At 68.0% G+C, this 24,902-nt stretch carries 21 protein-coding genes; 14 read left to right on the top strand and 7 right to left on the bottom strand.

Annotated elements, in window-relative coordinates; all coding sequences use genetic code 11:
- Nucleotides 1-95: 95 nt before the first annotated feature.
- The 11 genes from AC5E6L_RS03130 to AC5E6L_RS03080 all read left to right on the top strand — a co-directional run bounded on the left by AC5E6L_RS03130 (nucleotide 96) and on the right by AC5E6L_RS03080 (nucleotide 15,265).
- A complete protein-coding gene (locus AC5E6L_RS03130; protein ID WP_491771225.1) occupies nucleotides 96-902 on the top strand; it encodes a transglutaminase family protein in 807 nt (268 codons plus the stop codon).
- Between the two features lie 31 nt (nucleotides 903-933).
- On the top strand, nucleotides 934-1,674 hold the full coding sequence (locus AC5E6L_RS03125) for a proteasome-type protease (protein WP_491229645.1): 741 nt from the start codon (nucleotides 934-936) through the stop codon (nucleotides 1,672-1,674).
- 151 nt (nucleotides 1,675-1,825) lie between these two features.
- Complete coding sequence (locus AC5E6L_RS03120) at nucleotides 1,826-3,010, top strand: ABC transporter substrate-binding protein (protein ID WP_491229644.1); 1,185 nt, start codon at nucleotides 1,826-1,828, stop codon at nucleotides 3,008-3,010.
- Nucleotides 3,011-3,156: 146 nt separating this feature from the next.
- Nucleotides 3,157-4,713 carry an ATP-binding protein gene (locus AC5E6L_RS03115; protein ID WP_491771222.1) on the top strand — a complete coding sequence of 519 codons (1,557 nt, stop codon included), beginning with the start codon at nucleotides 3,157-3,159 and terminating at the stop codon, nucleotides 4,711-4,713.
- A 111-nt stretch (nucleotides 4,714-4,824) separates the two neighbouring features.
- Nucleotides 4,825-5,670, top strand: a complete 846-nt coding sequence (olsB, locus tag AC5E6L_RS03110; RefSeq protein WP_491229641.1) for a l-ornithine N(alpha)-acyltransferase — start codon at nucleotides 4,825-4,827, stop codon at nucleotides 5,668-5,670.
- 119 nt (nucleotides 5,671-5,789) lie between these two features.
- Nucleotides 5,790-8,525, top strand: a complete 2,736-nt coding sequence (mutS, locus tag AC5E6L_RS03105) for a DNA mismatch repair protein MutS (protein ID WP_491771219.1) — start codon at nucleotides 5,790-5,792, stop codon at nucleotides 8,523-8,525.
- Nucleotides 8,526-8,527: 2 nt separating this feature from the next.
- On the top strand, nucleotides 8,528-11,326 hold the full coding sequence (locus AC5E6L_RS03100; RefSeq protein WP_491771217.1) for a [protein-PII] uridylyltransferase: 2,799 nt from the start codon (nucleotides 8,528-8,530) through the stop codon (nucleotides 11,324-11,326).
- Between the two features lie 3 nt (nucleotides 11,327-11,329).
- Entirely contained in the window at nucleotides 11,330-12,895 is a 1,566-nt protein-coding gene (gene murJ, locus AC5E6L_RS03095) for a murein biosynthesis integral membrane protein MurJ (protein WP_491771215.1), read from the top strand.
- Nucleotides 12,896-12,972: 77 nt separating this feature from the next.
- The gene (gene trpS, locus AC5E6L_RS03090; RefSeq protein WP_491230438.1) at nucleotides 12,973-14,040 is read left to right on the top strand and encodes a tryptophan--tRNA ligase; all 1,068 of its coding nucleotides are present in this window, start codon (nucleotides 12,973-12,975) and stop codon (nucleotides 14,038-14,040) included.
- Nucleotides 14,041-14,095: 55 nt separating this feature from the next.
- Nucleotides 14,096-14,587 carry a universal stress protein gene (locus AC5E6L_RS03085; protein WP_491771213.1) on the top strand — a complete coding sequence of 164 codons (492 nt, stop codon included), beginning with the start codon at nucleotides 14,096-14,098 and terminating at the stop codon, nucleotides 14,585-14,587.
- A gap of 108 nt (nucleotides 14,588-14,695) precedes the next feature.
- Entirely contained in the window at nucleotides 14,696-15,265 is a 570-nt protein-coding gene (locus tag AC5E6L_RS03080; protein WP_491771211.1) for a NifU family protein, read from the top strand.
- 76 nt (nucleotides 15,266-15,341) lie between these two features.
- Here the strand turns inward: AC5E6L_RS03080 and AC5E6L_RS03075 are convergent, their stop codons facing one another.
- On the bottom strand, nucleotides 15,342-15,965 hold the full coding sequence (locus AC5E6L_RS03075; RefSeq protein WP_491230898.1) for a L,D-transpeptidase: 624 nt from the start codon (nucleotides 15,963-15,965) through the stop codon (nucleotides 15,342-15,344).
- Nucleotides 15,966-16,202: 237 nt separating this feature from the next.
- Nucleotides 16,203-16,961: a tRNA pseudouridine(38-40) synthase TruA gene (gene truA, locus AC5E6L_RS03070; RefSeq protein WP_491230897.1), complete on the bottom strand. Its 759-nt coding sequence runs from the start codon at nucleotides 16,959-16,961 to the stop codon at nucleotides 16,203-16,205.
- A gap of 100 nt (nucleotides 16,962-17,061) precedes the next feature.
- On the opposite strand from truA, the gene AC5E6L_RS03065 reads away from it, so the two are divergent.
- On the top strand, nucleotides 17,062-18,642 hold the full coding sequence (locus AC5E6L_RS03065) for a glycosyltransferase family 39 protein (RefSeq protein WP_491771208.1): 1,581 nt from the start codon (nucleotides 17,062-17,064) through the stop codon (nucleotides 18,640-18,642).
- Nucleotides 18,643-18,819: 177 nt separating this feature from the next.
- Here the strand turns inward: AC5E6L_RS03065 and fmt are convergent, their stop codons facing one another.
- Nucleotides 18,820-19,749 carry a methionyl-tRNA formyltransferase gene (gene fmt / locus AC5E6L_RS03060; RefSeq protein WP_491771206.1) on the bottom strand — a complete coding sequence of 310 codons (930 nt, stop codon included), beginning with the start codon at nucleotides 19,747-19,749 and terminating at the stop codon, nucleotides 18,820-18,822.
- 29 nt (nucleotides 19,750-19,778) lie between these two features.
- On the bottom strand, nucleotides 19,779-20,309 hold the full coding sequence (gene def / locus AC5E6L_RS03055) for a peptide deformylase (protein WP_491771204.1): 531 nt from the start codon (nucleotides 20,307-20,309) through the stop codon (nucleotides 19,779-19,781).
- 75 nt (nucleotides 20,310-20,384) lie between these two features.
- On the opposite strand from def, the gene AC5E6L_RS03050 reads away from it, so the two are divergent.
- A complete protein-coding gene (locus AC5E6L_RS03050) occupies nucleotides 20,385-21,620 on the top strand; it encodes a DNA recombination protein RmuC (protein ID WP_491771202.1) in 1,236 nt (411 codons plus the stop codon).
- Here the strand turns inward: AC5E6L_RS03050 and AC5E6L_RS03045 are convergent, their stop codons facing one another.
- Nucleotides 21,621-22,337, bottom strand: coding sequence for a phosphate/phosphite/phosphonate ABC transporter substrate-binding protein (locus tag AC5E6L_RS03045; protein WP_491229830.1), 717 nt, complete (start codon nucleotides 22,335-22,337; stop codon nucleotides 21,621-21,623).
- Entirely contained in the window at nucleotides 22,334-23,329 is a 996-nt protein-coding gene (locus AC5E6L_RS03040) for a fatty acid desaturase (protein WP_491229829.1), read from the bottom strand. The genes AC5E6L_RS03045 and AC5E6L_RS03040 overlap by 4 nt, the downstream gene beginning before the upstream one ends.
- A 132-nt stretch (nucleotides 23,330-23,461) precedes the next feature.
- Between AC5E6L_RS03040 and AC5E6L_RS03035 the strand changes: the two genes are divergently transcribed.
- Nucleotides 23,462-24,340 (top strand): helix-turn-helix domain-containing protein, encoded by an 879-nt coding sequence (locus AC5E6L_RS03035; RefSeq protein ID WP_491771199.1) that lies wholly within the window; start codon nucleotides 23,462-23,464, stop codon nucleotides 24,338-24,340.
- Nucleotides 24,341-24,356: 16 nt separating this feature from the next.
- Here the strand turns inward: AC5E6L_RS03035 and AC5E6L_RS03030 are convergent.
- On the bottom strand, nucleotides 24,357-24,902 hold a 546-nt coding region (locus tag AC5E6L_RS03030), incomplete at its 5' end, for a peptidoglycan-binding domain-containing protein (RefSeq protein ID WP_491771197.1).

Below are 24,902 nucleotides of genomic sequence, written 5' to 3'. Positions count from 1 at the left end.
ACCAGGGGCTGCATGAGTTTCTCATCGGCTTCATCGCGGACAATCAGGCGCTCGGCGTCCAGATCGAGCAGGACTATCGTTTCTATGAGTGACGCATGCGGCTGAGCATATCCCATACGACGCGCTACCATTACGACCGCCCGGTCCATCACGCCCTGCAACAGGTGCGGCTGACGCCCAAGTCGCGCGCCGGCCAAAAGGTCCTCAACTGGGAAACCGCGGTGACCGGCGGCACCAAGCAGCTCTCCTATGACGATCAGCACAACAACCATGTCGAACTGATCGCCTTCGAGCCCGAGGCGACCGAAATCACCATCCGTTCCCATGGCGAGGTGGAACAGGCCAACGGCACCGGCATCGTCGGGCCGCAGGGCGGTTTCGCGCCGCTATGGTACTTCACGCGCACGGCGACCGACCTGACCCGGCCCGGCGCCGCGCTGCGCAGGCTGGCGCGCGCGCATGCACGGGCCGGCGAGAGCGACGACGTGCCCAACCTGCACGGCCTGATGAAGGCCATCGAGGCGCAGGTGCGCTACGATCCTGGCAGGACGGACACGGACACGACCGCCGAGGAGGCGCTTGAGGCCGGCCATGGCGTCTGTCAGGACCACGCCCATATCTTCATCGCGCTGGCGCGCATGCTCGGCTATCCGGCGCGCTATGTCTCCGGCTATCTGATGATGAACGACCGCACCGACCAGGACGCGACCCATGCCTGGGCCGAGGCGCATATCGGCGGACTGGGCTGGGTCGGTTTCGACGTTTCCAACGCGATCTCGCCCGACGAGCGCTATGTGCGCGTCGCCACCGGCCTCGACTATCGCGAGGCCGCCCCCGTCTCGGGGCTCGTGCTGGGGGCGGGCGGCGAGAACATGGTTGTCACGTTGCAGGTACAGCAATAACCAGAGCCAATCGCCATTCGGGGACCCGCCCATGACCTATTGCGTCGGCCTGAGCCTGGACAGGGGCCTGGTCTTCATGTCCGACACGCGCACCAATGCCGGCGTCGACAACATCTCGGTGTTCAGGAAGATGTTCACCTGGCAAAAGCGCGCTGAACGGGCGATCGTCATGATGACCGCCGGCAACCTGGCGACGACGCAGGCCGTCGTCAGCCTGCTCGACGAACGCTCCAAGGCGCCCGGCGAACGCCATTCGACGATCCTTGAGGCACCGTCCATGTTCCAGGTCGCGCGCATGGTCGGCGAGACGCTGCGCGAGGTGGTGCAGAACCACGGCACGAACGGCCAGAAGGCGGATTCGGCGTTCAATGCGACGATCATCGTCGGCGGCCAGATCAAGGGGTCCGAGCCGCGCCTGTTCCTGATCTATCCGGAGGGCAATTTCGTCGAGGCGAGTGGCGACACCCCTTTCTTCCAGATCGGCGAGACCAAATACGGCAAGCCGATCCTGGTGCGGGCCTACGACCCGAAGATGCGCTTCGAGGACGCGATCAAGCTCTTGCTGGTCTCGTTCGATTCGACCATCAAGGCGAACCTTTCGGTCGGCCCGCCGCTCGACTATCAGATCTATGTGCGGGACAGTTTCGAACTGGGCGCGCAGGGCCGGATCGAGCAGGGCGACGCCTATTTCGCCGACATTTCCGAGGGCTGGAGCCAGGCGCTGCGGAACGCCTTCCAGTCCCTGCCGGACTTTACGTTCAACGGGCGATAGGTGGCGGCGCAGGCAGCACTGTTCACCATGCATCAACGCTTTTTCTTGTCTTGGGCGCACCGTTGCGATTAACTCCGGCCATGGACGCCCGGGGTCGCCGAAACCGTCGCTCCGCCCGGGCCGGCGCGTTCAAAAGGGAGTTCTTGCAATCATGAAAAAGACGCTTCTCGCCGCAGCCAGCGTTCTGGCATTGACAGCGGCCGCGCAGGCCGAAGACGTGAAGATGGGCATCATTTTGGGCTTCACCGGCCCGATCGAATCGCTGACGCCCGACATGGCCGCCGGCGCCGAACTGGCCATCGCAGAGGTCAACGAGTCCGGCCGGTTCCTGGGCGGCCGGACGGTCGTCCCGGTGCGCGCCGATTCCACCTGCGTGGACGCCGCAGCCGCGACCGCGGCCGCCGAGCGGCTGATCACGTCGGACGGCGTGGTCTCGATCATGGGCGCGGATTGCTCGGGCGTGACGACGGCCGTTCTGAACAATGTCGCCGTGCCCAACGGCGTGGTGATGATCTCGCCGTCGGCGACCTCGCCGGCGCTGACCACCATCGAGGACAACGGCCTTTTCTTCCGCACCGCGCCCTCCGATGCGCGCCAGGGCGCGATCCTGGCCGAAATCCTCGATGCGGCCGACGTCGGCTCGGTCGCGGTCACCTATGCCAACAACGATTACGGCAAGGGCTTTTCGGACTCGTTCGCCGCCAATTTCACCGGTCTTGGCGGCGAGATCACCATCAACCAGAGCCACGAGTTGAGCAAGGGCGACTATTCCGCCGAAGTGGCGGCGCTGGCCTCGGCCGGCGGCGAGGCCATGGTCGTTCTGGGCTATGTCGACCAGGGCGGGCCGGACATCATGCAGGGTGCGCTCGACACCGGCGCGTTCGACGTCTTCTATGTCGGCGACGGGATGATCGGCGATTCGCTTCTGAACGTCGCCGGGCTGGAGGATGCCACCGTCGTTGGCACCACGCCCGGCGCGCAGGGCGAAAATGCCGATACGTTCGAGGCGATGGCGACCGAGGCCGGCATCACCGGCACCGGCCCCTATCGCGGCGAAAGCTACGATGCGGCGGCGCTGATGATCCTGGCCATGCAGAAGGCGGGCAGCGCCGAACGCGACGCCATCGCCGGCAACATCATGGAACTGGCCAACGCGCCGGGCGAACCGATCGGTCCCGGCGAACTGGGCAGGGCGCTCGAACTGGTCGCCGCAGGGACCGATATCGACTATCAGGGCGCGACCAATGTCGAGTTGACCGATGTCGGCGAATCGGCGGGCACCTATCGCGTGCTCGAAATCGTCGATGGCGCCTGGAACATCACGGCCGTCAAGTAGGGGCGCGCCGCCAGGCAAACAAGCCTGTCGCGCAGGGTGACGCCTCACCCGTGCGCGCCTTAACGGCGGCCGCAACCACTTGCTAACCGTGCGCGCGTACCCTTGCGGCATTCCAATTGGGTGCCACTTGGCGGAGGCGGTTCGCTATGGGTGACGACAAGGCGGCCAAATCGCAGTTCCTTGCGATCGTCAGCCACGAGATCAGGACCCCGCTCAACGGCATTGTCGGCATGGGCAAGCTCCTGGCCGACACGCCCTTGACGGCGGAGCAGCGCAACTATGTCGAGGCGATCACCGCCTCGTCGGAAGCGTTGATGCTGTTGGTCGACGATCTTCTGGAATTCGGCCGCAGCGGTGCCGACACCAGCGCTCCGGCCTACGCGCCGACGGATCCGCGCGCGCTGACCAGCGGCGTGATCGAGCTGCTCGCCGGCCGCGCCCACGAAAAGGGTCTCGATCTGAGCTACCGGATCGCGCCGGGCGTTCCGCAGACCTTGCGCGCCGACGCCAAGGGCCTGCGGCAGGTGCTGTTCAACATCGTCTCCAACGCGATCAAGTTCACCGCCCAGGGCGGCATCCGGATCGAGGTCGGCCACGCGCCGTCGGCCGACGGCGGCCGCGCGCACGACCTGACGGTCACGGTGACCGACACCGGTCCGGGCATTCCGGCGGACAAGCGGGCGATGATCTTCGAGCCGTTCGAGCAGGTCGACATGAGCCTGGCGCGCCGGCACGAGGGCGCGGGCCTGGGCCTTGCCATCGTCAAGCGGCTGCTCGACCGGCTGGACGGTGCGATCGCCTGCACAGCCGGTCCCGATGGCGGCACCCGCTTCGACATCCGCCTGCCCGCCGGCATCGATCCCGCGCTCGGCACCGACCCCGAGCCCCATGCGCTGACCGGCCATAATTTCTGCCTTTACGTGAAGCCCGGATCGGAGGCGGGCATGCTGGCCGCGCAGATCGAAGCGCATGGCGGAACGCAGGCCGCAGCGAGCGATGGGGCGGCGGCCGTGGCGCAGGCGAGGGACGCGCCGGACACGACCGTTCTCGTCGACAGCCGGCTTGAACGGGATCTCGCAGGCGCGCTCGGGCTGGCCGATCGGATCGCCGGCGCCGGCGGCCGCGCCGTCATCCTGATCGAGCCGCAGGAGCGCGGCACGCTGGGCGCGCAGTTCAAGGCGGCCGGCCACGCCTTCCTCACCCGCCCGGTGCGCGGGACGAGCCTGTTGCGCGTCCTCAAGCGCGCCGTCGACGGCGAGGTGGCCGACGGGCGCGCGGCGCCCGGGCCGCGCACGCCGCCGGGCGCGCGGCCCGCCGGCCATGTGCTGCTGGCCGAGGACAATCCGGTCAATGCGCTGCTCGCCGCCAAGATCATCGAGCGCGCGGGCCACCGGGTGAGCGTCGTCGAGGACGGACGGGCCGCTTTCGAGAAGATGACCGCGCCCGACGCGCGCTACGACCTGGTGCTGATGGACGTGCATATGCCCGTGCTCGACGGCGCCGAGGCGATCCGCCTTTTCCGCACCCATGAGGACGCCCATGGCGGCGACGCGCGGCTGCCGATCGTCGCGCTGACCGCCGACGAGGACACCGAACTGTCGCGGGCGATGATCGCCGTCGGCGCGCAGGCCGTGGTCCACAAACCGCTGACCGTCGAGCATCTGGACCGGTTCCTGGGAAGCGGGGGCGAGGCGGCGGCCTGAGGGGACATCGGGCCACGCCGCGACCGGTCGCGTGCGCGCCGGTTTTCTGTCATATGTGCGTCACAGCGCGGCCATAATCGCGCATCGAGCGAGCGATTCGAGGCATTTGCGATGACCTTGGCAGGTTTTGGCGGAGATCGGGCCGTCCGGCGCGACGCACCGGCGCCCGAGGGCCTTCTGGGCGAGATCGGGCCGCTGCAAACCCGCCTTGTGCGCAGCGAGGAGGAAATCCACGCCGCGCAGCGCCTGCGCTACCGCGTCTTCACCGAGGAATTCGGCGCGCGGATCGGCGCCGGCGGCCTCGATGAGGATGCGCACGATGCGATCTGCGACCATCTGGTCGTTCTGGACACCCGCATCGACGATGGCGAGGCCGGCCGGATCGTCGGCACCTACCGCCTGCTTCCGCAGCGCCGGCTGGGCGCACAGAACCGCTTTTATTCGGATACGGGCTACCGGATCGACGCGCTGGTCGCGCGCCATCCGGGCCGGACGTTCCTTGAGCTTGGCCGGTCGTGCGTGCTGCCCGACTATCGTTCCAAGCGCACCATCGAACTGCTCTGGCAGGGCATCTGGTCGTATTGCCGGCGGAACGGCATCGACGTGATGTTCGGGTGCGCCTCGTTCGCCGGCAACGCGCCGGCAGCCCATGCCGAGGCGCTCGCCTTCCTGCACCATCATGGGCGCGCGCGGGGCGCCTGGTCGGTTGCAGCGCGTGCCGAGGTGCGGGTCGCCATGGACATGATGCCGGCCGAGGCGATCGACCTGAAGGCGGCGATGGCCGCCCTGCCGCCGCTGATCAAGGGCTATCTGCGCCTGGGCGCCCGGTTCGGGGACGGGGCGGTGATCGACGATGCGTTCGGCTCGGTCGACGTTCTGGTCGTGCTGCCCGTCGAGCGGATCAGCCCCCGCTACCTGACCCATTACGGGGCGGATGCGGGCCGTTTCGCGGCCTGACCGGCCGCCGGCACGGCATGCGGTCCCGGCGGACTTGTCGGGGAAAAGCCGTTCCATTCCCTGTCGACGATGCCGGTAAACGCGCATAAGCAAGGCGCGGCGGCAATGGCGAAGGACCGATGACCGAACGAACGGCTGACAGGCAAGGCATGGCGGAGGAGCAAGCGGGCGCGCCGGAGGCGACCGGTGGCGCGGTCACGCCCATGATGGCGCAATATATGGAGATCAAGGCGCTCAATGGGGGCTATCTGCTCTTTTACCGCATGGGCGACTTCTACGAGCTGTTCTTCGAGGACGCCGAGACCGCCGCGCGCGCGCTCGGCATCACGCTGACCAGACGCGGCCGGCATCAGGGCAGGGACATTCCGATGTGCGGCGTGCCGGTCCACGCCGCCGACGACTATCTGCAAAAACTGATCGCGCTCGGCCATCGCGTCGCCGTGTGCGAGCAGCTCGAAGACCCCGCCCAAGCCAAAAAGCGCGGCTCGAAGGCCGTGGTGCGGCGCGACGTGACAAGGCTCGTCACGCCCGCCACGATCACCGAGGACAAGCTGCTGGAGCCGGGCGAGAACGCCTATCTGCTCGCGCTCGCCCGCATCCGCGCCTCCGGGCAGATGGCCTATGCCTTCATCGATATCTCGACGGGCGAGTTCCGGCTCGGCGAGACGGCGCCCACGCGCCTCATGCCGGACCTTATGCGCATCGGCCCGCGCGAGATCATCGTGCCCGAGCCGCTGTTTCACGATCCGGACCTGCGCCCGGTGTTCGATCAGTTCGGCCGCGCGGTCAGCCCGCATCCGAGCCCCCTGTTCGACAGCGCCACCGCGCCGGAGAGGCTGACCCGCTATTTCGGCGTTTCCACGCTCGACGGTTTCGGCACATATTCCCGCGCCGAACTGGCCGCGGCGGCCGGGGCGCTTTCCTATGTGGAGAAGACGCAGGTCTCCGAACGGCCCTCGCTTCAGCGCCCGCAGCGCGAATCGTCAGCCGATACGCTCTTCATCGATCCGGCGACGCGCGCCAATCTCGAACTGGAGCGCACCCTGTCCGGCCAGCGCGAGGGCAGCCTGCTCAGGGCCATCGACCGCACCGTGACCGGGCCGGGCGCGCGGCTGCTCGCCGCCCGGCTGCGCGCGCCGCTGACCGACCCCGCCGCGATCGGGGCGCGGCTGGACTCGGTCGCCCTGTTCGTCGCCGAAGACCGCCTTGCCGACCGGTTGCGCCAGGAACTGCGGGCGCTGCCCGACATGGCCCGCGCCCTGTCGCGCCTGTCGCTCAACCGGGGCGGGCCGCGCGACCTGCTGGCCCTGCGCGAGGGCATGGGCGTCACCATGCGCGTGCGGGACCGTGTCGCGGCCCTGGACCTGCCCGTCGAACTGACCGGTGCACGAAGCGCGCTTGCCGGCCTTCCCGCCGACGCGGGCGCAGCGCTCGACGCCGCGCTGGCCGACGAGGCGCCGCTGATGGCGCGCGACGGCGGCTTCATATGCGCCGGCCATCACCGCGAACTGGACGAAATGCGGGCGCTGCGCGACGAATCGCGGCGCGTCATCGCCTCGCTCCAGGCCGACTATGCCGCCCGGACCGGCGTCAAGTCGCTGAAGATCAAGCACAACAATGTGCTGGGCTATTTCATCGAGGTGACCGCGCCCAATGCCGGGGCGCTGACCGGCACCGACGAAGCCAGGGCATGCTTCATCCATCGCCAGACCATGGCGAACGCCATGCGCTTCACGACGACCGAACTGGCCGACCTCGAAAGCCGGATCGCCAACGCCGCCGGCCGCGCGCTCGACATCGAGCTTGCCCTGTTCGAGGAGCTGCGGGCGCTGTGCGTCGCCCATGCCGATCCGATCCGCGAGGCGGCCCATGCGCTCGCCGTGCTGGACGTGTCGGCGGCGCTCGCCGGCCTTGCCGCCGCGCAGGGCTATTGCCGTCCGACCGTCGATGACGGCCGTGCCTTCCGCATCGTCGGCGGCCGCCATCCGGTGGTCGAGCAGGCGCTCAGGCGGCAGGCCGCCGACCCGTTCGTGGCCAATGATTGCGACCTTTCGCCGGCAAGGGACGCCGCCCACGGCGCGCTGTGGCTCCTGACCGGGCCGAACATGGGCGGCAAATCGACCTTTCTGCGCCAGAACGCGCTGATCGCGATCCTCGCGCAGATGGGCGCCTTCGTGCCGGCAGGGCAGGCGCATATCGGCGTCGTCGACCGTCTGTTCTGCCGCGTCGGCGCGTCTGACGACCTGGCGCGCGGACGCTCGACCTTCATGGTCGAGATGGTCGAGACCGCCGCCATCCTCAACCAGGCCGGCGCCAATGCGCTCGTGATCCTCGACGAGATCGGCCGCGGCACGGCGACCTTCGACGGGCTCTCGATCGCCTGGGCGACGATCGAATATCTGCATGAGCACAATCGCTGCCGGACGCTGTTCGCCACCCATTTTCACGAACTGACCGCGTTGCGCGAAAAGCTGGGCCGGCTCGCCAACGTCACCATGCGCGTCAAGGAATGGGAGGGCGAGGTGGTGTTCCTGCACGAGGTGGGCCATGGCGCGGCCGACCGCTCCTACGGCGTCCAGGTGGCGCGGCTCGCCGGCTTGCCCGAGGCCGTGGTCGGCCGCGCGCGGGCCGTGCTCGACCAGATCGAGGCCCAGAACCGCGACAGGGGCGCGGCCTCCCTGATCGACGATCTGCCGCTGTTCTCGGCCACTCCGGCACGAAAACAAGCCGTGCCAAAGGCGGCGCGATCGGCTATCGAGGCGGCGCTCGGGGAACTGTCGCCCGACGAAATGACGCCGCGCGCCGCGCTGGAGGCGCTTTACGCGCTCAAGACGCTGGCCGCCAACGAGGACTGATCTTGGACAAGGCTGCCGCCCAAAAAGGCCGCATGGCCGATGCCGGAACGATAAGCGCGGCGCTGGCCGGCCTTGCGGCCGGCGGCGACGGCGCGAGCACGGACGTGCGGGCCGCGGCGCTGGCGCATCTCAAGGACGTGCTGCGCCAGGGTCGCGCCGAGGCCGAGCGCCGGCTCTTCGCCGACGGCAAGGGCCATGGCTGCGCCCGGCGCCTTTCCGACCTTCAGGACGCCATCGTCGGGGCGATCTACGACTTCGCGCTGACCCATGTGTTCCAGGTCTCCAACCTGTCGCAGGGCGAACGCATCGCGCTGGCCGCCGTCGGCGGCTACGGGCGGGGCACGCTGGCGCCGGGCTCGGACATCGACCTTCTGTTCATCCTGCCCTACAAGCAGACCCCGCTCGGCGAGCAGCTGGCCGAATACATGCTCTACATGCTGTGGGACATGGGGCTGAAGGTCGGTCACGCCACGCGCAGGATCGACGATTGCGTCAGGCTGTCAAAGGCCGACATCACCATTTCGACGACCATCCTCGAAGCGCGCTTCCTGACCGGCAACCGGGCCCTGTTCGACGAGCTGATGGAACGCTTCGACAGGGACGTCGTCTCAAGGACGGCCGCCCAGTTCATCCAGGCCAAGCTGGCCGAGCGCGACGCGCGCCACAAGCGCATGGGCGAGGCGCGTTTCGTGGTCGAACCGAACGTCAAGGACGGCAAGGGCGGCCTCAGGGATCTGCAAACGCTGTTCTGGATCGCCAAATATGTCTACCGGGTCCGTCGGCGCGCCGAACTGGTCAGGATGGGTGTCTTCACGCGCCGGGACCATGCCCTGTTCGTCAAGTGCGAGGACTTTTTGTGGGCGGTGCGGTGCCACCTGCATTTCCTGACCGGCAAGGCCGAGGAGCGGCTTTCCTTCGACGTCCAGCGCGACCTCGCCGAACGGCTCGGCTACCAGTCCCATCCCGGCCTTGAGGACGTCGAGCGCTTCATGAAGCACTATTTCCTGATCGCAAAGGATGTCGGCGACCTGACGCGGATCTTCTGCGCCGCGCTGGAGGAAAAGGAAATCAAGAACGCGCCGGCCCTGTCGGGCCTGATCCAGGCGCTGCCCTTCGCGCGCCGGGCGACGACGATCCGGGGCATCAAGGACTTCGTGATCGACCGCCAGCGCATCAACGTCGCCGATGAGCATGTCTTCGCGCGCGATCCGGTCAATCTGATCCGCATGTTCCATCTCGCGGACCGCTACGGGCTCGAATACCATCCCGAGGCGCTCAAGCTGGTGCGCCGCTCGCTCAGGCTGATCGACAGGACGCTGCGCACCGACGTCAACGCCAACGCGCTGTTCGTCAGGATCCTGACCTCGCGCAACGATCCCGAACTCAATCTGCGCCGCATGAACGAGGCGGGGGTGCTCGGCCGCTTCGTGCCCGATTTCGGCCGCATCGTGGCGATGATGCAGTTCAACATGTACCATCACTACACGGTCGACGAGCATCTGATCCGGACGATCGGCGTGCTCGCCGACATCGAAAAGGGCAGGCTGAAGGAGGAACATCCGCTGACGGCGACGCTGATGCCGGGCCTTGGGAGCGACAGGGCGATCCTCTATGTCGCCCTGTTCCTGCACGATATCGCCAAGGGGCGACCCCAGGACCACTCGATCGCCGGCGCCGAGGTCGCGCGCAGGCTTTGCCCGCGGCTGGGCTTTTCGCCCGAGGAGACCGCGACCATCGCCTGGCTGATCGAGGACCATCTGCTGATGAGCATGACGGCGCAGGCGCGCGATCTGTCCGACCGCAAGACGATCGAGGACTTCGTCGCCCGCGTCCAGACGGTCAAGCGGCTCAAGCTGCTGCTCATCCTGACCGTTTGCGACATTCGCGGGGTCGGTCCGGGCGTCTGGAACGGCTGGAAGGGCCAGCTCCTGCGCACGCTCTATGCCGAGGCCGAACTCGCCCTGACCGGCGGCTTTTCCGAGACCAGCCGCAAGAGCCGCGCCGACAGCCAGCGCGCCGCGCTCGCAGGGCGCCTGGCCGACTGGCCTGCCGAAGAGCGCGAGACCTATCTGCGGCTGCATTACGACAATTATCTGCTGACGGTCGATCCGGACGATCAGGTTCGCCACGCCGACCTCGTTCGCGCTGCCGATGCCGAAGGCAAGAAGCTGGCGAGCGCGGTGCGCACCGACGCCTTCCAGGCGATGACCGAGATCACGATCCTGGCGCAGGACCATCCGCGTCTTCTTTCGGTGATCGCGGCCGCCTGTTCGAGCGCGGGCGCCTCGATCGACGGCGCGCACATCTTCACCACAACCGACGGCCGCGCGCTCGACATCATCCAGATCGAGCGCGCGTTCAAAGACGATGCCGACGAGTTGAGGCGGGCGCGGCGGATCGGCCGGCTGATCGAGGACGTGCTGCGCGGCAAGGTGAGCCTTCCGGCCGTTCAGGCGACCCGGAAGCGGGCGCGGGCGCTCAGCGCCTTCACCGTCGAACCCGCCATCAAGATCAACAACACGCTTTCGAACCGTTTCACGGTGATCCAGGTCGAGGGCATCGACCGGCCGGCGCTGCTGTCGCGCCTGACCGGCGCCATCTCCGATCTCAAGCTGGACATCCGCTCGGCCCATATCACCACGTTCGGCGAGAAGGTGATCGACAGTTTCTATGTCACCGACCTTCTGGGCCAGAAGATCGAGGACACCGCGCGCCAGGGCCGCATCAAAAAAGCGCTGATGGCCGCTCTCAGGCAGGGCGACGGGGACACGCAGCGCCCCGCGGCGGCGGAGGCCGGATAGGCGATGAGCCTTCTGCGCAACTTCGCCACCGTGGGCGGGGCGACGCTTGCGAGCCGGGTCCTGGGCTTTGGCCGCGACATTCTCTTGGCGGCGGCCTTCGGCATCGGGCCGGTGGCCGATGCCTTCGTCTTCGCGTTCCGCCTGCCCAACCTGTTCCGCCGTATCTTCGCCGAAGGCGCCTTCAACGCCGCGTTCATCCCCTTGTTCGCGCGGCGCCTGGAAGGCGGCGGTCCCGATGAAGCGCGCCGGTTCGCCGCCGAGGCGATGGCCGGCCTGATCGCGGTGCTGTCGGTCCTGACCGCGCTGGCGATGATCGCCGCGCCCCTGTTCGTGCTCGCGCTCGCGCCCGGCTATGCCGCAGAGCCGGACAAGTTCGACCTGACCGTCGACATGACGCGCATCACCTTTCCCTATCTGATGCTGGTGTCGCTGCTGGCGCTGATCTCCGGCGTGCTGAACGGGCTGGGGCGGTTCGCGGCCGCCGCGTTCGCGCCGGCGCTGCTGAACGTCGTCCTGATCGCCGTGCTCGCCTGGATCGTCGCGACCGGGCTGGCCGGCACGCGCCAGGCCGGCATCTTGATCGCCGCGGGCGTGATCCTTGGCGGGTTGGCGCAACTGGCCATGGTGGTGGTCGCGCTCCGGCGGCAGCGTTTTTCGCTCGGTTTCGTCCGCCCCCGCTGGAACGGGCGCATGAAGCGGCTGGTGACGCTGGGCATACCCGGCGTCATCGCCGGCGGCATCACGCAGATCAACATCGTGGTGGGCACGATCATCGCCTCGTTGCAGGCGGGCGCGATGACCATGCTCTATCTGGCGGACCGCCTCTACCAGTTGCCGCTGGGCGTCATCGGCATCGCCATCGGCGTCGTGCTGCTGCCCGAACTGTCGCGCAGGCTGAAGGCGGGCGACATGGACGAGGCGAAGGCGGTCGAGGTCAGGGCGCTCCAGTTCGCCATGATGCTGACGCTGCCGGCCGCCGTCGCGCTCGCCGTCATTCCCGTTGAACTGGTGTCTGTGCTTTTCGAGCGCGGGCAATTCGACGCCGCCGCGACGCAGGGCACCGCCGCCGCCCTGCGGGCATTCGCCGTCGGCCTGCCCGCCTTCGTCCTGATCAAGGTGTTCTCGCCGGGCTTTTTCGCCCGCGAGGACACCAGAACGCCGATGCTGGTCGGCGCGGCGGCCGTGGCGATCAACGTGGCGGCGAGCCTTTCGCTGTTTCCGTTCCTTGGTCATGTCGGCATCGCCATCGGCACGAGCCTTGCCGGCTGGGTCAATGCGATCGCGCTCTACTGGCTTTTGAACCGGCGCGGCCTTTGGGCGATCGACGCGGCGATGGCCCGGCTCCTGGCCCTTATGACGCTCAGCGCGGCGCTGATGGGCCTTTGCGTGTGGGCCTCCGCCCAGTTGCTTTCGGGCCAGTTCGAAGGCGGGACGGCCCTTGCGGTCCGCGCCGGCGCGCTGGCCCTCGTCGTCGGCGCCGGAATCGTCAGCTTCTTCGGCCTGGCGCACCTGACCGGCGCGGCGCGCCTGGGCACGCTGAACGCCATGCTCGCGCGGCGGCGCGCCTGATCCCTGCCCTTGCGCGGCGCGAGCGGCCATTGCATAAGGCCGTCGCTTCAAGCGCCGCATTCCGACCGGACAATCCCATGACCGAGACCTTCCATGAGCGCGTCTTTTCGGGCGTCCAGCCGACGGGCCATCTGACGCTCGGCAATTATCTGGGCGCGATCAGGAATTTCGTCGCCATGCAGGAGCGCTATGACTGCATCTACTGCGTGGTCGACCTGCACGCGATCACCCTGCCGCAGGACCCCAAGGCGCTGGTCGAGGCGACGCGCTCGGTGACCGCCGCCTTCCTTGCGTCCGGCATCGACCCGCAAAAGCACATCGTCTTCAACCAGAGCCGCGTGCACGCGCATGCCGAACTGGCCTGGGTGTTCAACTGCATCGCCCGGATGGGGTGGCTGAACCGTATGACCCAGTTCAAGGAAAAGGCCGGCAAGGACCGCGAGAACGCCTCGGCGGGCCTGTTCGTCTATCCCGCGCTGATGGCCGCCGACATCCTCGTCTACCGCGCGACCCACGTGCCGGTCGGCGAGGACCAGAAGCAGCATCTGGAACTGACGCGCGACATCGCCCAGAAGTTCAACAACGATTATTCCGACCGGATCGCCGAACTCGGTCTGGGCGTCGAAATGCGGGTCGGCCGCGAGATGGTGCATGGCTACTTCCCGCTGACCGAGCCGGTCATCGAGGGACCGGCGACGCGCATCATGAGCCTGCGCGACGGCACCAGGAAGATGTCCAAGTCCGATCCCTCGGACATGTCGCGCATCAACCTGACCGACACCGCCGACGATATCGCAAGGAAGATCCGCAAGGCCAAGACCGACGCCGAGCCGCTGCCGTCCGAGGCCGAAGGGCTCCAAGGGCGCCCCGAGGCGGCAAACCTTGTCGGCATCTTCGCCGCGCTCTCCGGCGTTTCGCGGGAATCGGTCCTCGCCGATTTCGGCGGCAGGGCGTTCTCGGACTTCAAGCCGGCCCTGTCCGAGCTTGCCGTCGAGGCGTTGAGCCCGATCGCCGGCGAGATGCGGCGGCTGCTGGCCGATCCCGGCTACATTGACGCCGTGCTCGGCGAAGGCGCGCGGAAAGCCTCCTCCATCGCCGGCCCGGTGATGGGCGATGTCAGGCGCATCGTCGGACTGAGCGCCTGAGAGAGGCCGGAGCGGACACCTTGCGGGCCATCCCGCCCCATGCCAAACATGCGCCATGGTCACCAGACGCCTTTCCGGTGAGGCCGGTCATCGCCGCAAGTTCCTTGCGATCATCGATGAAACGCCCGAATGCGAGCGCGCGGTCTTTTATGCGGCCCGGCGCGCGGCCAACACCCGCGGCGGACTGATCCTTCTGTTCGTCATCGCGCCCGGCGACTTTCAGCATTGGCTCGGCGTCGAGCAGGTCATGCGCGAGGAAGCCAACGAGCGGGCCGAACAGGTGGTCTCCAAATATGCCGCCATCGCCCGGCAGCAGTGCGGCATCGAGGCAGAGACCGTCATCCGCGAAGGCAGCGCCACCGAACAGATCCATGGTCTGATCGAGGAGGACCAGGACATCGCCATCCTTGTTCTTGCCGCCAGCGCGGCCAAGGAAGGTCCCGGCCCGCTCGTCTCGTCGATCGCCGGGCGGGAGGCGGCCTTTCCGATACCGGTGACGGTGGTGCCGGCCAACCTGACCGACGACGACATTGAAAGCCTGTCCTGACAGGCACATATTGCATCTGGACGTCCGGGCGGCACCGTGACCGCCGAACCGCTTGAAGCGGGGCGATTTCCGCTCTATTTTGGAATAGTTCCAAACTGAGGCTCAGCCATGTTTATCCAGACAGAGACGACGCCCAATCCGGCCACCTTGAAGTTCCTGCCCGGCCAGGTCGTGATGCAGATGGGCACGGCCGACTTCCGCGCGCCGGAAGAAGCCGCCGCGAAATCGCCCCTTGCCGCGCGCCTGTTCGAGGTCAACGGCGTCACCGGCGTATTCTTCGGCTACGACTTCGTCACCGTGACGAAGGACGACGCGCTGGAATGGCCGCACATGAAACCGGCCGTTCTTGCGGCGATCATGGAACATTTCATGGCCGGCGCGCCGGTGATGGACGAACGGGCCGATGCTGCGGACGCCTCGGGCGACGAGGAATTCTTCGACGCCGGCGACGAAACGGTCGTCGCCACGATCAAGGAGCTGATCGAGACCCGCGTGCGCCCGGCGGTCGCCCAGGATGGCGGCGACATCACCTTCCGCGGCTACAAGGACGGCGTGGTGTTCCTGAACATGAAGGGTGCCTGCGCGGGCTGTCCGTCATCGACCGCCACGCTCAAGCACGGCATCCAGAACCTGCTGCGCCACTTCATTCCCGAAGTCGAGCAGGTTGAAGCGCTCTGAGCGCCGACGCCGCGGACGGCACACAGCAAGAAAGAGCCGAGGGCTCCCGCTTCGGATGTGTGAACGCAAAGGCCCGTCAGCCCTGCAACACGATCACCTTCGCGCCCGGCTCGACACGGTTGTAAAGATCGACAATGTCCTGGTTCATCAGCCGGATGCAGCCCGATGAGACCGCATTGCCGATCGACCACCATTCCGGCGTGCCGTGCAGCCTGTAGCCGGTGTCGCGGCCGCCGCGCATCAGATACAGCGCGCGCGCGCCGAGCGGGTTGTTCAGTCCCGGCTCCATGCCGCCGCGATATCTGGCCAGTTCGGGCTGCCGGCGAATCATCGGTTCCGGCGGCGTCCAGGTCGGCCATTTGCGCTTCCAGCCCACACGCGCCGTGCCCGACCAGCGGAAGCCGTCCCGGCCCACGCCGATGCCGTAGCGCAGCGCCTTGCCGTCTTCCCGCACCAGGTAGAGATGCCGGCTGGGCGTATCGACGATGATCGTGCCGGGCCGATGCCTGGTTTCGTAATCGACGATCTGGCGGCGGAACTGGGCGGGCACCCTGGTCACCGGAATTGTCGGCAGCTTGTATTCGCCATCCGGCATGCCGGCATAGGCGTTGACGAAATAGCTGGAATTGGTGGTCGAACAAGCGGCAAGCCCGGATGCGGCAATGGCCGCCGCGCCGCAAAGAAATGCACGTCTGTGCATGATAATCCTCACGAGAATACCCCCATGCTCGTGTGCCCCGCACGTGGTCGAAGCAAGATTACAGGAAGGCAGGTCACGCGTGCAAGCATCGCGCGGGGGCGATCTTGGGCCTCGGTGCGGTTTGACACGCACTGTCGCAAACGAACCACACGTTCCGTTGCGTCATGCGGGATGGATCAGGCTCACCGCGCCGGCGCCACCCTCAATCCATAAAACGGACGAACCCGCAGCCATGTTTCAACACAGCCTTTCCGCATAGTCGACCCGCAGCAGGTAGAGCCCGCGCGGCGGCGCGAGCGCGCCGCACTTCTGGTGGTCGCGCGCCTTGAGCACGCGGCGGACATCGTCCCTGGTCCAGCGCCCCTCGCCGACCAGCTTCAGCGTGCCGACCAGCGAGCGCACCTGATTATGCAGGAAGGAGCGAGCCGAGACATGGGCCTCGACGATCTCGCCACGGCGCGCGAACGCCATCGCATCGAGCGTCTTGACCGGCGATTTCGACTGGCACTGGGCGGCGCGGAACGTCGTGAAGTCGTGCGTGCCGAGCAGCACCTCAGCCGCATCGTTCATCGCGTCCACGTCAAGGTGGCGCTTGCACCACCAGGCGCGGCGATGATCGAGCGTCAGCGGCGCGGGGCGGTTGTGGATGCGGTAGAGATAATGCCGCGCCAGCGCCGAAAAGCGGGCGTGGAAGTCCTCGCCGACCTTCTTGGCCTCGACCACGGCGATGCGTTCCTCGTCGAGCGCCAGATAGGCGTTGACCGCCTCGCGCACCCGGACGGGGTCCCAGTCGCGCTCAAGGTCGACATGGGCGGTCTGGGCGATGGCGTGCACGCCCGTGTCGGTGCGGCCGGCGACCTGGAGCGTGACGGCCTGCTTGCAGAATGCCAGAACGGCCTTCTCGATCGCTTCCTGCACCGAATGGCCGTTCCTCTGGCGCTGCCAGCCCACATAGGGCGTGCCGTCATATTCGATTGTCAGCCGGTAGCGGGGCATTGCGTCCTCGTTCGCCGAGCCCGCTCTATGCACAGCCGGGCGCCATGTCCACCCGGCCGCCGATTGACGAGCGCGCCGAAAACACCGATGAGGCGCGGCGATGCAGGACAGTGTCACACGGCGAACGAGCGCGTCGCCCGGCCCCGCCCAGGCGGCCGGCGCGGCATGGGCGCGGCCGGCGGTGGTGGCGCTGTTCGTCGCCGCAATCGTCGCGCTCAAGCTGGCCATGGCCGCAACGACCGATTTCGCACGCGACGAAGCCTATTATTCGCTCTGGGCGCTGCATCCGCTCGCGGCGGGCTATTTCGACCATCCGCCCGCGGTCGCCTGGTTCATCGCCGCCGGCTATGCGCTCCTGGGCGAAAGCACCTTCGCCGCGCGGCTTTTCGCCGTGCTGGCGACCATACCGGTCTGCCTTGCGATACACCGCACGGCGACGATCGCCTTTGCCGACCGGCGGATCGCGGCGCTTTCGGTCTATTTCCTCGCGAGCACGCCCGGCGCGATGCTGGGACTTCTGGTGATCACGCCCGATGCGCCGTCGATCCTGTTCTGGGCGCTGTCGATCTGGGCGGCGGCCGAACTGATGCGGTCCGGCGACGGGCGCTGGTGGCTGGCGTTCGGCTTGTTTGCGGGGCTTGGCCTGACGGCCAAATATACCGGTCTTTTCATCGGTGCGGGGATCGTCCTGTGGCTCCTCGCCCACAGGGTCAACCGGCGCTGGCTCGCCTCGCCCTGGCTCTATGCGGGCGGTCTTCTGGCGCTTGCGATCTTCGCGCCGGTGGTCGCCTGGAACATCGGCAACGATCTGTCCTCCTTCGCCTTCCAGTTCGGCCGCTCGACGCGCGGGCTGGACGCCTATCATCTGAGCGATGCGCGCCATCTTCCAGAATTCCTCGCCAGCCAGGTCGCGCTGCTGATGCCGGGCCTGTCCGTCTTTGCGGCGGCCGCGCTGGCGCTGTTCCTTGCCAGGGGCGTCCACCGTTCCGATGCCGCGCTCGGGCTGCTCATTTGGACATCGGTCCCCGCGCTTGGTTATTTCCTGCTGTTCAGCCTGCATTCGGTGCCCCAAGGCAATTGGACCTGGCCGCTCTACCCGCAATGGGCGATCCTTGGCGCATGGGCCGTGCTGACCTGGACGCCCGAGAGGGCGCCGCTGCGACGGTTGCAGCGCTGGACGCTTCGATTCCAGGTCCCCGTGGGCATGCTGGCGGCCCTTGTGATCTTCGTTCAGGCGCAATGGCAGCCGGTCCGCCTGCCCTTCGCCGACCAGACGCTGACCATGCATGGCTGGAGTGCGCTGGCGGCCGACCTCGACACCGAACGCAAGCGCGCGGGAATCGAAACCGTCCTGGTGCGCGACTACGGCCTTTACGGCTATCTTGAGACCTATGGCCGGTTTGGCGGCCACCGCTACCGCGCCCTGCCGCTCGACGAGTTCCACCGCTACGGGTTCGTCGACCTGCCCGCGTCCGACGACGAACTCGGCTGGCCGGTTCTGGTCGCCGTGCCGGCCGCGACCGGCCGGCCGCCGGCCCTGCCCCCGACACTGGAAGGGGTCGTGCCCGCGCCGCAATGGTTCGCGCGGCTGATCCGGCAAGGGGCGGACGGCGCGCCGGCCGGCGCGGTCGACCTTTACCGGCTGGAGCGGCCGCGGTCGCCGATCTTCGGCGGCGATTAGAGCCTTTCATGCTCGGATGGAATCGTTCTGCCGGAGGGGTTTTGCGCCAAGGTCGAGGAACGTTGCGCAGCGCGTAGCTCGGCTACGCGCTCCTGAGCTTGTCGAAGGGGCGTCCGTCCTGCCGGATCATCACGCCGACCGCAAAACAGAACTGCTTCCATCCAAGCATGAAAGGCTCTAGCGGATGCCATCCCGGTCGAGCGCGTTGCCGCGCGCAAAGATATCGGCATCGAGCGGCTTGCCGCCCGCCTTTTGCAGGCGCGTGAGGCGGACGGCGCCCTTGCCACAGGCGACCGTGACCGGGGCGCCCTCAATCAGCCTGCCCGCCGCCCCCGTGCCGTCCGCCCGCATTGAGGCCACAATCCTGACGCGCTCCCAGCGCTCGCCCAGGCGCATCTCGCACCAGGCGCCGGGAACGGGGGAAAGCCCGCGAATGTGGTTGTGGACGTCCCCGGCCGGCCGGCTCCAGTCGATGCGCGTTTCGCCCTTGTCGATCTTGGCGGCGTAGGTGACGCCTTGGTCGGGCTGCGGCGCCGGCTCCAGCGCGCCCGCCTCAAGGGCGACCATCGCCTCGGCCATCAGCGCCGCGCCCGTCCCGGCCAGCAGGTCATGCAGTTCTCCGGTGGTCATGTCCGGGCCGATCGCGACCCGCGCGGTCAGCGCGACGGGCCCGGTGTCGAGCCCCTCGTCCATCTTCATGACCATCATGCCGGTTTCGGTGTCGCCGGCCATGATCGCGCGATGGATGGGCGCCGCGCCGCGCCAGCGCGGCAGAAGCGAGGCATGGCCGTTGAAACAGCCAAGGCGCGTGCCTTCAAGGACGGGCCCTGGCAGCAGGAGGCCATAGGCGACGACCACCGCCGCATCGGCATCGAGCGCGGCGAAGGCGGCCTGCTCGTCTGTGCCCTTCAGCGAAGCGGGCGTCCGCACCGCGATGCCGAGCGTTTCGGCGGCCTCGTGCACGGGCGAGTTTCTGAGGTTGAGCCCGCGCCGGCCGGCGGGGCGCGGCGGCTGCGTGTAGCAGGCAACGATCCGGTGGCCGGCGGCGTGCAGCGCCCTGAGCGTTGGCACCGCGAAGGCCGGCGTTCCCATGAAGATGATGCGCATGGCGGCCGGCCCCGTTCACGCCCGCGCGTTCAGGCGAGGATGCGCGCGTCGCCGCGCTGCCTGGCAAGCTTGCGAAACTTCTTGAAGACCATGTCGCGCTTGAGCTTGGAGATATGGTCGACGAACAGGACACCGTCGAGATGGTCGATCTCGTGCTGGATGCAGGTGGCCAGAAGGCCGTCCGCTTCGAGCGTGCGCTGCTCGCCGTCCCGGTCCAGATAGGCGATCGTCACGGCGGCGGGCCGCTCGACATCGGCGTAATAGTCCGGGATCGACAGACATCCTTCCTCATAGACGCTCGCCTCGTCCGAGCGGGCGACGATCCGGGGATTGATCAGCACCTTTGGGTCCTTTTCGTCATCCTTGCCGGCCACGTCGGCGACCAGCATGCGGATCGGCTCGCCCACCTGGATCGCGGCAAGGCCGATGCCCGGCGCGTCATACATGGTCTCCAGCATGTCGTCGGCGAAGGCGCGCAGCGCGTCGTCGACGCGCTCGACCGGCGCGGACGTCTCGCGCAGGACCGGGTCGGGGATGACGATGATCGGTCGCTTGGCCATGGCCGGTCGCAGTTAAGGGGTCCGGCGCCGCGCGTCAATCGGCACGAGGGCGGCGAATCACCTATGCTTGGCGCCATGGAACCGCAGTTTGCCCTCGACCGGACGGCCTTCGCGCTGGGCGGGCGCGCCGTCTCCCACGGCGAGGCGCTGGTCGGCGTCGCCTTGCTCGTTGCGGCGGTCGCCCTTGTGACCTTGCTGATCGTCTGGCGGAGCGCCGTCCAGCAGCGCCGCGATCTGGCCGCCGCGCGCGAGCGGGCCGGGCGCGCCGAGGCGCGCGTGGAAGAGATCGTGCGGACGCAGACCGACATGCAGGGCCGGCTGGCGGCGATGACCGACATGTTCGGCGCGCGCCACTCGGAGATGAGCGAGACGCTGGCGCGGCGGCTCGACGCGATGAGTTCGCGCATCGGCCAGTCGATCAGCGACCAGCAGAAATCGGCGCACGACAATCTGAGCAAGCTGCACGAGCGCCTCGCGGTGATCGACACCGCGCAATCGAACATCCAGCAGCTCGCCGGCCAGGTGGTGGAGTTGCAGTCGATCCTGTCCAACAAGCAGACGCGCGGCGCCTTCGGCCAGGGCCGCATGGAGGCGATCATCGAGGACGGGCTGCCGATGGGCGGCTACCGGTTCCAGGCGAAACTGTCGAACGGCTCGATGCCGGACTGCCTGATCGCCATGCCCGGCGGCGCGGCCGACCTCGTCGTCGACGCCAAGTTCCCGCTCGAAGCCTGGAACGCGGTGCGCGAGGCAAGGGACGAGGCCGCCCGCACCGCCGCCGCCAAGCGGTTCCGGGCGGACATGGACGTGCACATCAAGGCGATCGCCGACAAATATCTGATCGCCGGCGAAACGCAGGACACCGCGTTCCTGTTCGTGCCCTCCGAAAGCATCTTCGCCGACATTCACGAGCACCATGAACAGATCGTCCAGAAGGCGCACCGGGCGCGGGTGGTGATCGTCTCGCCCTCGCTGCTGATGCTGTCGATCCAGGTGATCCAGGCACTGCTCAAGGATGCGCGCATGCGCGAGCAGGCGCATCTGATCCAGGACGAGGTGATGCGGCTGATGGAGGATCTGGGCCGGCTCGACGAGCGCGTGCGCAGGCTTGCCACCCATTTCGGCCAGACCGCCAGGGATGTCGACGACATATTGATCACGACAGGCAAGCTGACCAGGCGCGGCCGGAAGATCGGGGACCTTGAGTTCGACGACGTGCCGGCGGCGCCGGACGGCGAGGCGGAGCCGGCGGGCGCCGAAAGCAGGACCGGGCACCTTCGGCTGCGCGTGGTCGAGGGCGAGCCGGACTGATCAGCGTTCAGTGGGCCTATCGAGCACCGCAATGGGCATCGCCGCCGCAATGGCCCGCCTCAGGCGCACCAGATCATCATCCGTCATCGTCCTGCTCGTAATCAGCGGCAGGCCCGGCCGCTCGGCGGTCCAGCCGATGACGCGGACGCGGGCCGCTGTGGGCTCATGGGCTTGCGCGATCCGCCAACTCACGCAGTCGATCGCGGCGACATCGGCCTCGCCCTCGGCGACGGCCCGGATGGACGCGCGATGCGCGCCGGTCCACAGGGCCGGCCCCGGCACGGCCAGACCCGTCGCTTCGAGATCGCGGGCGAGCGCGACATAGCCCGAAAGGGAATCGGGTGCGTTGGCGGCCAGGCGTCCAGATAGTTGTATCGGCAGCGTCGCGTCCGGTGTGACCGGCGCAACCATATCCTCGCCCAAGCCGCGCGCGATGACGACGCTGCGATAGGTGCCCCGGCCGCAGCCCGGCGCGCCATGGACCGGTGTCGCCACATAGCGGACGCGGCCCCTGAGAGCGGTTTCGAGGGGATAGGCGCAGGTCTGGGCCAGAAGCAGGTCCGGGGCCAGCCACAGCGCTTGAAGGTCGTCCATGCGGGTCAGCGCGTCCGGCGCGTCGAATTCGGCCGCGCGCAGGGCATCGCGCAGGCGCGCCCAGAGCGCGTCGGTCGCGGGCCGGCGCTCCGGCCAGTCATACATGGGCAGGCCGGCGATCATGCGGGGTCAGCGCTCGGGCCCGGCGGCGACGGGCAGCGTCTCGGCGGGACCGGCCGGAAGGCGCCCGTCGCGGGCACCGGCACGGGCGCTTCGGCGCGCACCCGGCGCAGGGCCGGATGGACGACCGGCTCCCTGGCCGCCAGGGCATGGGCGCGGAAGATGTCCCAGTAGCTGCGATAGACATAGCCCCCGTTGGCGGCGATCCATTCATTACGGCGTTCGCGGTAAAGGCGCGGCAGCGCGTACCACGGCGCGCCAGGGCACTTGTGATGCACCAGATGCAGATTGTTGTTGAGGAACAGCCAGGACAGGATGCGGCTGTCCTCGACGATCACCGTGCGGCCGTCCGGCGTCTGCTCCCAGCGATGCTCGCAATAGGTGCGGATCGCGATCAGCGCCATGCCGCCCCAGGCGACCACGCCGACATAGAGCGGCGCGGGCACGCCCATCGCGCCCCAGACGATCGCGAGCAGCACGGCAAGGCCGGCCGCATGGTGCGCCCAGGCCCGGCGCACGCCCGGATCGTCGGCGACGATCCTGCGCATGTCGTCATGCAGGAAGCCGAACACCATCAGCGGCGGGCCGACTACCAGCCGCCCGAGAAACGTGTTGTTGACCGCCAGCAGCCGGCGCATCGGCGCGGACAGGCGCCGATGATCGCCTTCGGCCACATACCAGCTTTCGGGGTCGTCATAGGGGTCGGTCAGGCTTTCGTCGCGATGATGGCGCAGGTGCAGCGCCTTGAAACGGCGATAGGGGAAGGCAACGGCGAGCGGCAGCGAAACGAGCAGTTCGTTCAGGTGCGCGTTGCGGGTCGGGTGCCCGTGCAGCGCCTCGTGCTGAAGCGATGTGTGAAAGCCGGCCATGACGGCCATGACGATCAATGCGGCGACCGGCGCGACCGGAAACAGCCACAGCCCCGCCGACAGCCACACGCCATGGCACGCGGCCAGCATGGCAAGGGTCGGCCATTCGATGGTCTTCTTCGTCATCACGATCCGTTGCTCCCTCCCGACGGCAATGTGTCAGGACGGCGGACCGGTTTGAACGCGGCAATGCGCACGGAAGATTGCGTTTGATCCGCAATTGCTTCATTTGTTGCATTAAAATAAAAAAGATGTGCAATGTCTACAATCGGAAAGGATGGCGCGAACGGCGGTCCGCTCGACAAGCGGGACGCGGCGCGGCTGTTTCGCGCCCGCCTGGCGCGGCTGCTCGAACGCTCGGGCATGAACCGGTCGCGCTTTGCGGCCTCGGTGGGTCTCGACCGTTCCGCGCTGTCGCAGCTCTTTTCGGGCGAAACGACCCGGCTGCCGCGGGCCGAGACGCTGATCCGCATCGCCTCGACGCAAGGGGTGAGCCTGGACTGGCTGCTCGGGATCAGCCAGGACGAGGGCGTTTCGGCCGAGATCCGGCCGGCGCTGGAACTGGAAGAGGCGCAGGACACCCACAATGACGCGGCGCTGATACGCTGGCACCAGGAGGCGGCCGGCACGAAGATCCGCTACGTGCCCGCGACCGTCCCGGACTTCATGCGCACCGAGGCGGTCATCGCGTTCGAGACGCGCGCGACCAAGCCGTCGGTCGCGCACCAGATCGACGATGCGCGCGAGCGGCTCGCCCACAGCCGCAAGCCGGAGAACGACACCGAGGTCTGCATGCCGCTCCAGACCCTTCAGACACTGGCCGAGGGCACCGGCACATGGGCCGGGCTGGGCAAGACGCAGCGTCATGCGCAGATCGACCGGATGGCGCGGTTCGCCGCCGACCTCTATCCCGGCCTGCGCATCTTCCTGTTCGACGGCAGGCAGACCTTTTCGGCGCCCTACACCGTCTTCGGGCCGATGCGCGCGGCGGTCTATATGGGCGACATGTATCTGGTGCTGAACGCCAGGGAGGCGGTGAGCGCGCTGACCCGTCACTTCGACCAGCTGATCCGGTCGGCGGTCGTCCGCCCGCACGAGGCGGGCGGCCTCATCGCCGCGCTTGTCGCGGAGCGGTGAACCGGCGCGCTCCAGATCACCGGATCGCGCGGACCAGCGCCCTGCTGGGAAAACAGGTCGGCGCCCGGCCGTTCTTCGTCTGCCAGTCGCCGATCGAGCGCCGTGTCCTGAAGCCGGGCAGCCCGTCGGCGCCGCCGACATCGTAGCCCCTGCCTTCGAGCACGCGCTGAATGGCGGCGATCTCGGACCGGTAGAGCGCGTCGACGCGGCCCCAGGGCGCTCTGAAGCGGCCCGTGCCCCATTCGATCCGGTCGGCCGCATGGCCGACGAACAGGGCGTAGAGGTCGCTCTCATTGTAGCGTTTGAGAACGTAGAAGTTCGGCGTGACGATGAAGGCCGGCCCGCTGCGGCCAGCCGGCATCAAAAGAAAACCGTCCTTGTTCATTTCGGCATCGGGAAACGGCCGGCCCGAGACGCGGGCGACGCCCATCGCCGCCCAGTCGCGGATCGTCAGGCCCTGGTCGGGACCCTCGAAGCCGCACGATATCTCCGCCGGCACGGTCACCTCGTACCCCCAGTCGCGCCCGGGCCGCCAGCCGAAATGGCTCAGATAGGCGGCGAT

It is taken from the genome of Roseitalea sp. (assembly GCF_984466335.1).
The sequence above is the reverse complement of the archived record's forward strand: the minus strand, read 5'-3'. Positions and strand labels throughout refer to the sequence as shown.

What these genes read in the sequence shown, in the direction of transcription:
- AC5E6L_RS03035 (WP_491771199.1), top strand. Translation starts at nt 23,462, where the DNA reads ATGTCTACAATCGGAAAGGATGGCGCGAACGGCGGTCCGCTCGACAAG.
- murJ (WP_491771215.1), top strand. Translation starts at nt 11,330, where the DNA reads ATGAGCCTTCTGCGCAACTTCGCCACCGTGGGCGGGGCGACGCTTGCG.
- AC5E6L_RS03040 (WP_491229829.1), bottom strand. Translation starts at nt 23,329, where the DNA reads ATGACGAAGAAGACCATCGAATGGCCGACCCTTGCCATGCTGGCCGCG.
- AC5E6L_RS03120 (WP_491229644.1), top strand. Translation starts at nt 1,826, where the DNA reads ATGAAAAAGACGCTTCTCGCCGCAGCCAGCGTTCTGGCATTGACAGCG.
- AC5E6L_RS03065 (WP_491771208.1), top strand. Translation starts at nt 17,062, where the DNA reads ATGCAGGACAGTGTCACACGGCGAACGAGCGCGTCGCCCGGCCCCGCC.
- def (WP_491771204.1), bottom strand. Translation starts at nt 20,309, where the DNA reads ATGGCCAAGCGACCGATCATCGTCATCCCCGACCCGGTCCTGCGCGAG.
- olsB (WP_491229641.1), top strand. Translation starts at nt 4,825, where the DNA reads ATGACCTTGGCAGGTTTTGGCGGAGATCGGGCCGTCCGGCGCGACGCA.
- AC5E6L_RS03050 (WP_491771202.1), top strand. Translation starts at nt 20,385, where the DNA reads ATGGAACCGCAGTTTGCCCTCGACCGGACGGCCTTCGCGCTGGGCGGG.
- AC5E6L_RS03085 (WP_491771213.1), top strand. Translation starts at nt 14,096, where the DNA reads ATGGTCACCAGACGCCTTTCCGGTGAGGCCGGTCATCGCCGCAAGTTC.
- mutS (WP_491771219.1), top strand. Translation starts at nt 5,790, where the DNA reads ATGACCGAACGAACGGCTGACAGGCAAGGCATGGCGGAGGAGCAAGCG.
- truA (WP_491230897.1), bottom strand. Translation starts at nt 16,961, where the DNA reads ATGCCCCGCTACCGGCTGACAATCGAATATGACGGCACGCCCTATGTG.
- AC5E6L_RS03075 (WP_491230898.1), bottom strand. Translation starts at nt 15,965, where the DNA reads ATGCACAGACGTGCATTTCTTTGCGGCGCGGCGGCCATTGCCGCATCC.
- fmt (WP_491771206.1), bottom strand. Translation starts at nt 19,749, where the DNA reads ATGCGCATCATCTTCATGGGAACGCCGGCCTTCGCGGTGCCAACGCTC.
- AC5E6L_RS03115 (WP_491771222.1), top strand. Translation starts at nt 3,157, where the DNA reads ATGGGTGACGACAAGGCGGCCAAATCGCAGTTCCTTGCGATCGTCAGC.
- AC5E6L_RS03080 (WP_491771211.1), top strand. Translation starts at nt 14,696, where the DNA reads ATGTTTATCCAGACAGAGACGACGCCCAATCCGGCCACCTTGAAGTTC.
- AC5E6L_RS03045 (WP_491229830.1), bottom strand. Translation starts at nt 22,337, where the DNA reads ATGATCGCCGGCCTGCCCATGTATGACTGGCCGGAGCGCCGGCCCGCG.
- AC5E6L_RS03130 (WP_491771225.1), top strand. Translation starts at nt 96, where the DNA reads ATGCGGCTGAGCATATCCCATACGACGCGCTACCATTACGACCGCCCG.
- trpS (WP_491230438.1), top strand. Translation starts at nt 12,973, where the DNA reads ATGACCGAGACCTTCCATGAGCGCGTCTTTTCGGGCGTCCAGCCGACG.
- AC5E6L_RS03125 (WP_491229645.1), top strand. Translation starts at nt 934, where the DNA reads ATGACCTATTGCGTCGGCCTGAGCCTGGACAGGGGCCTGGTCTTCATG.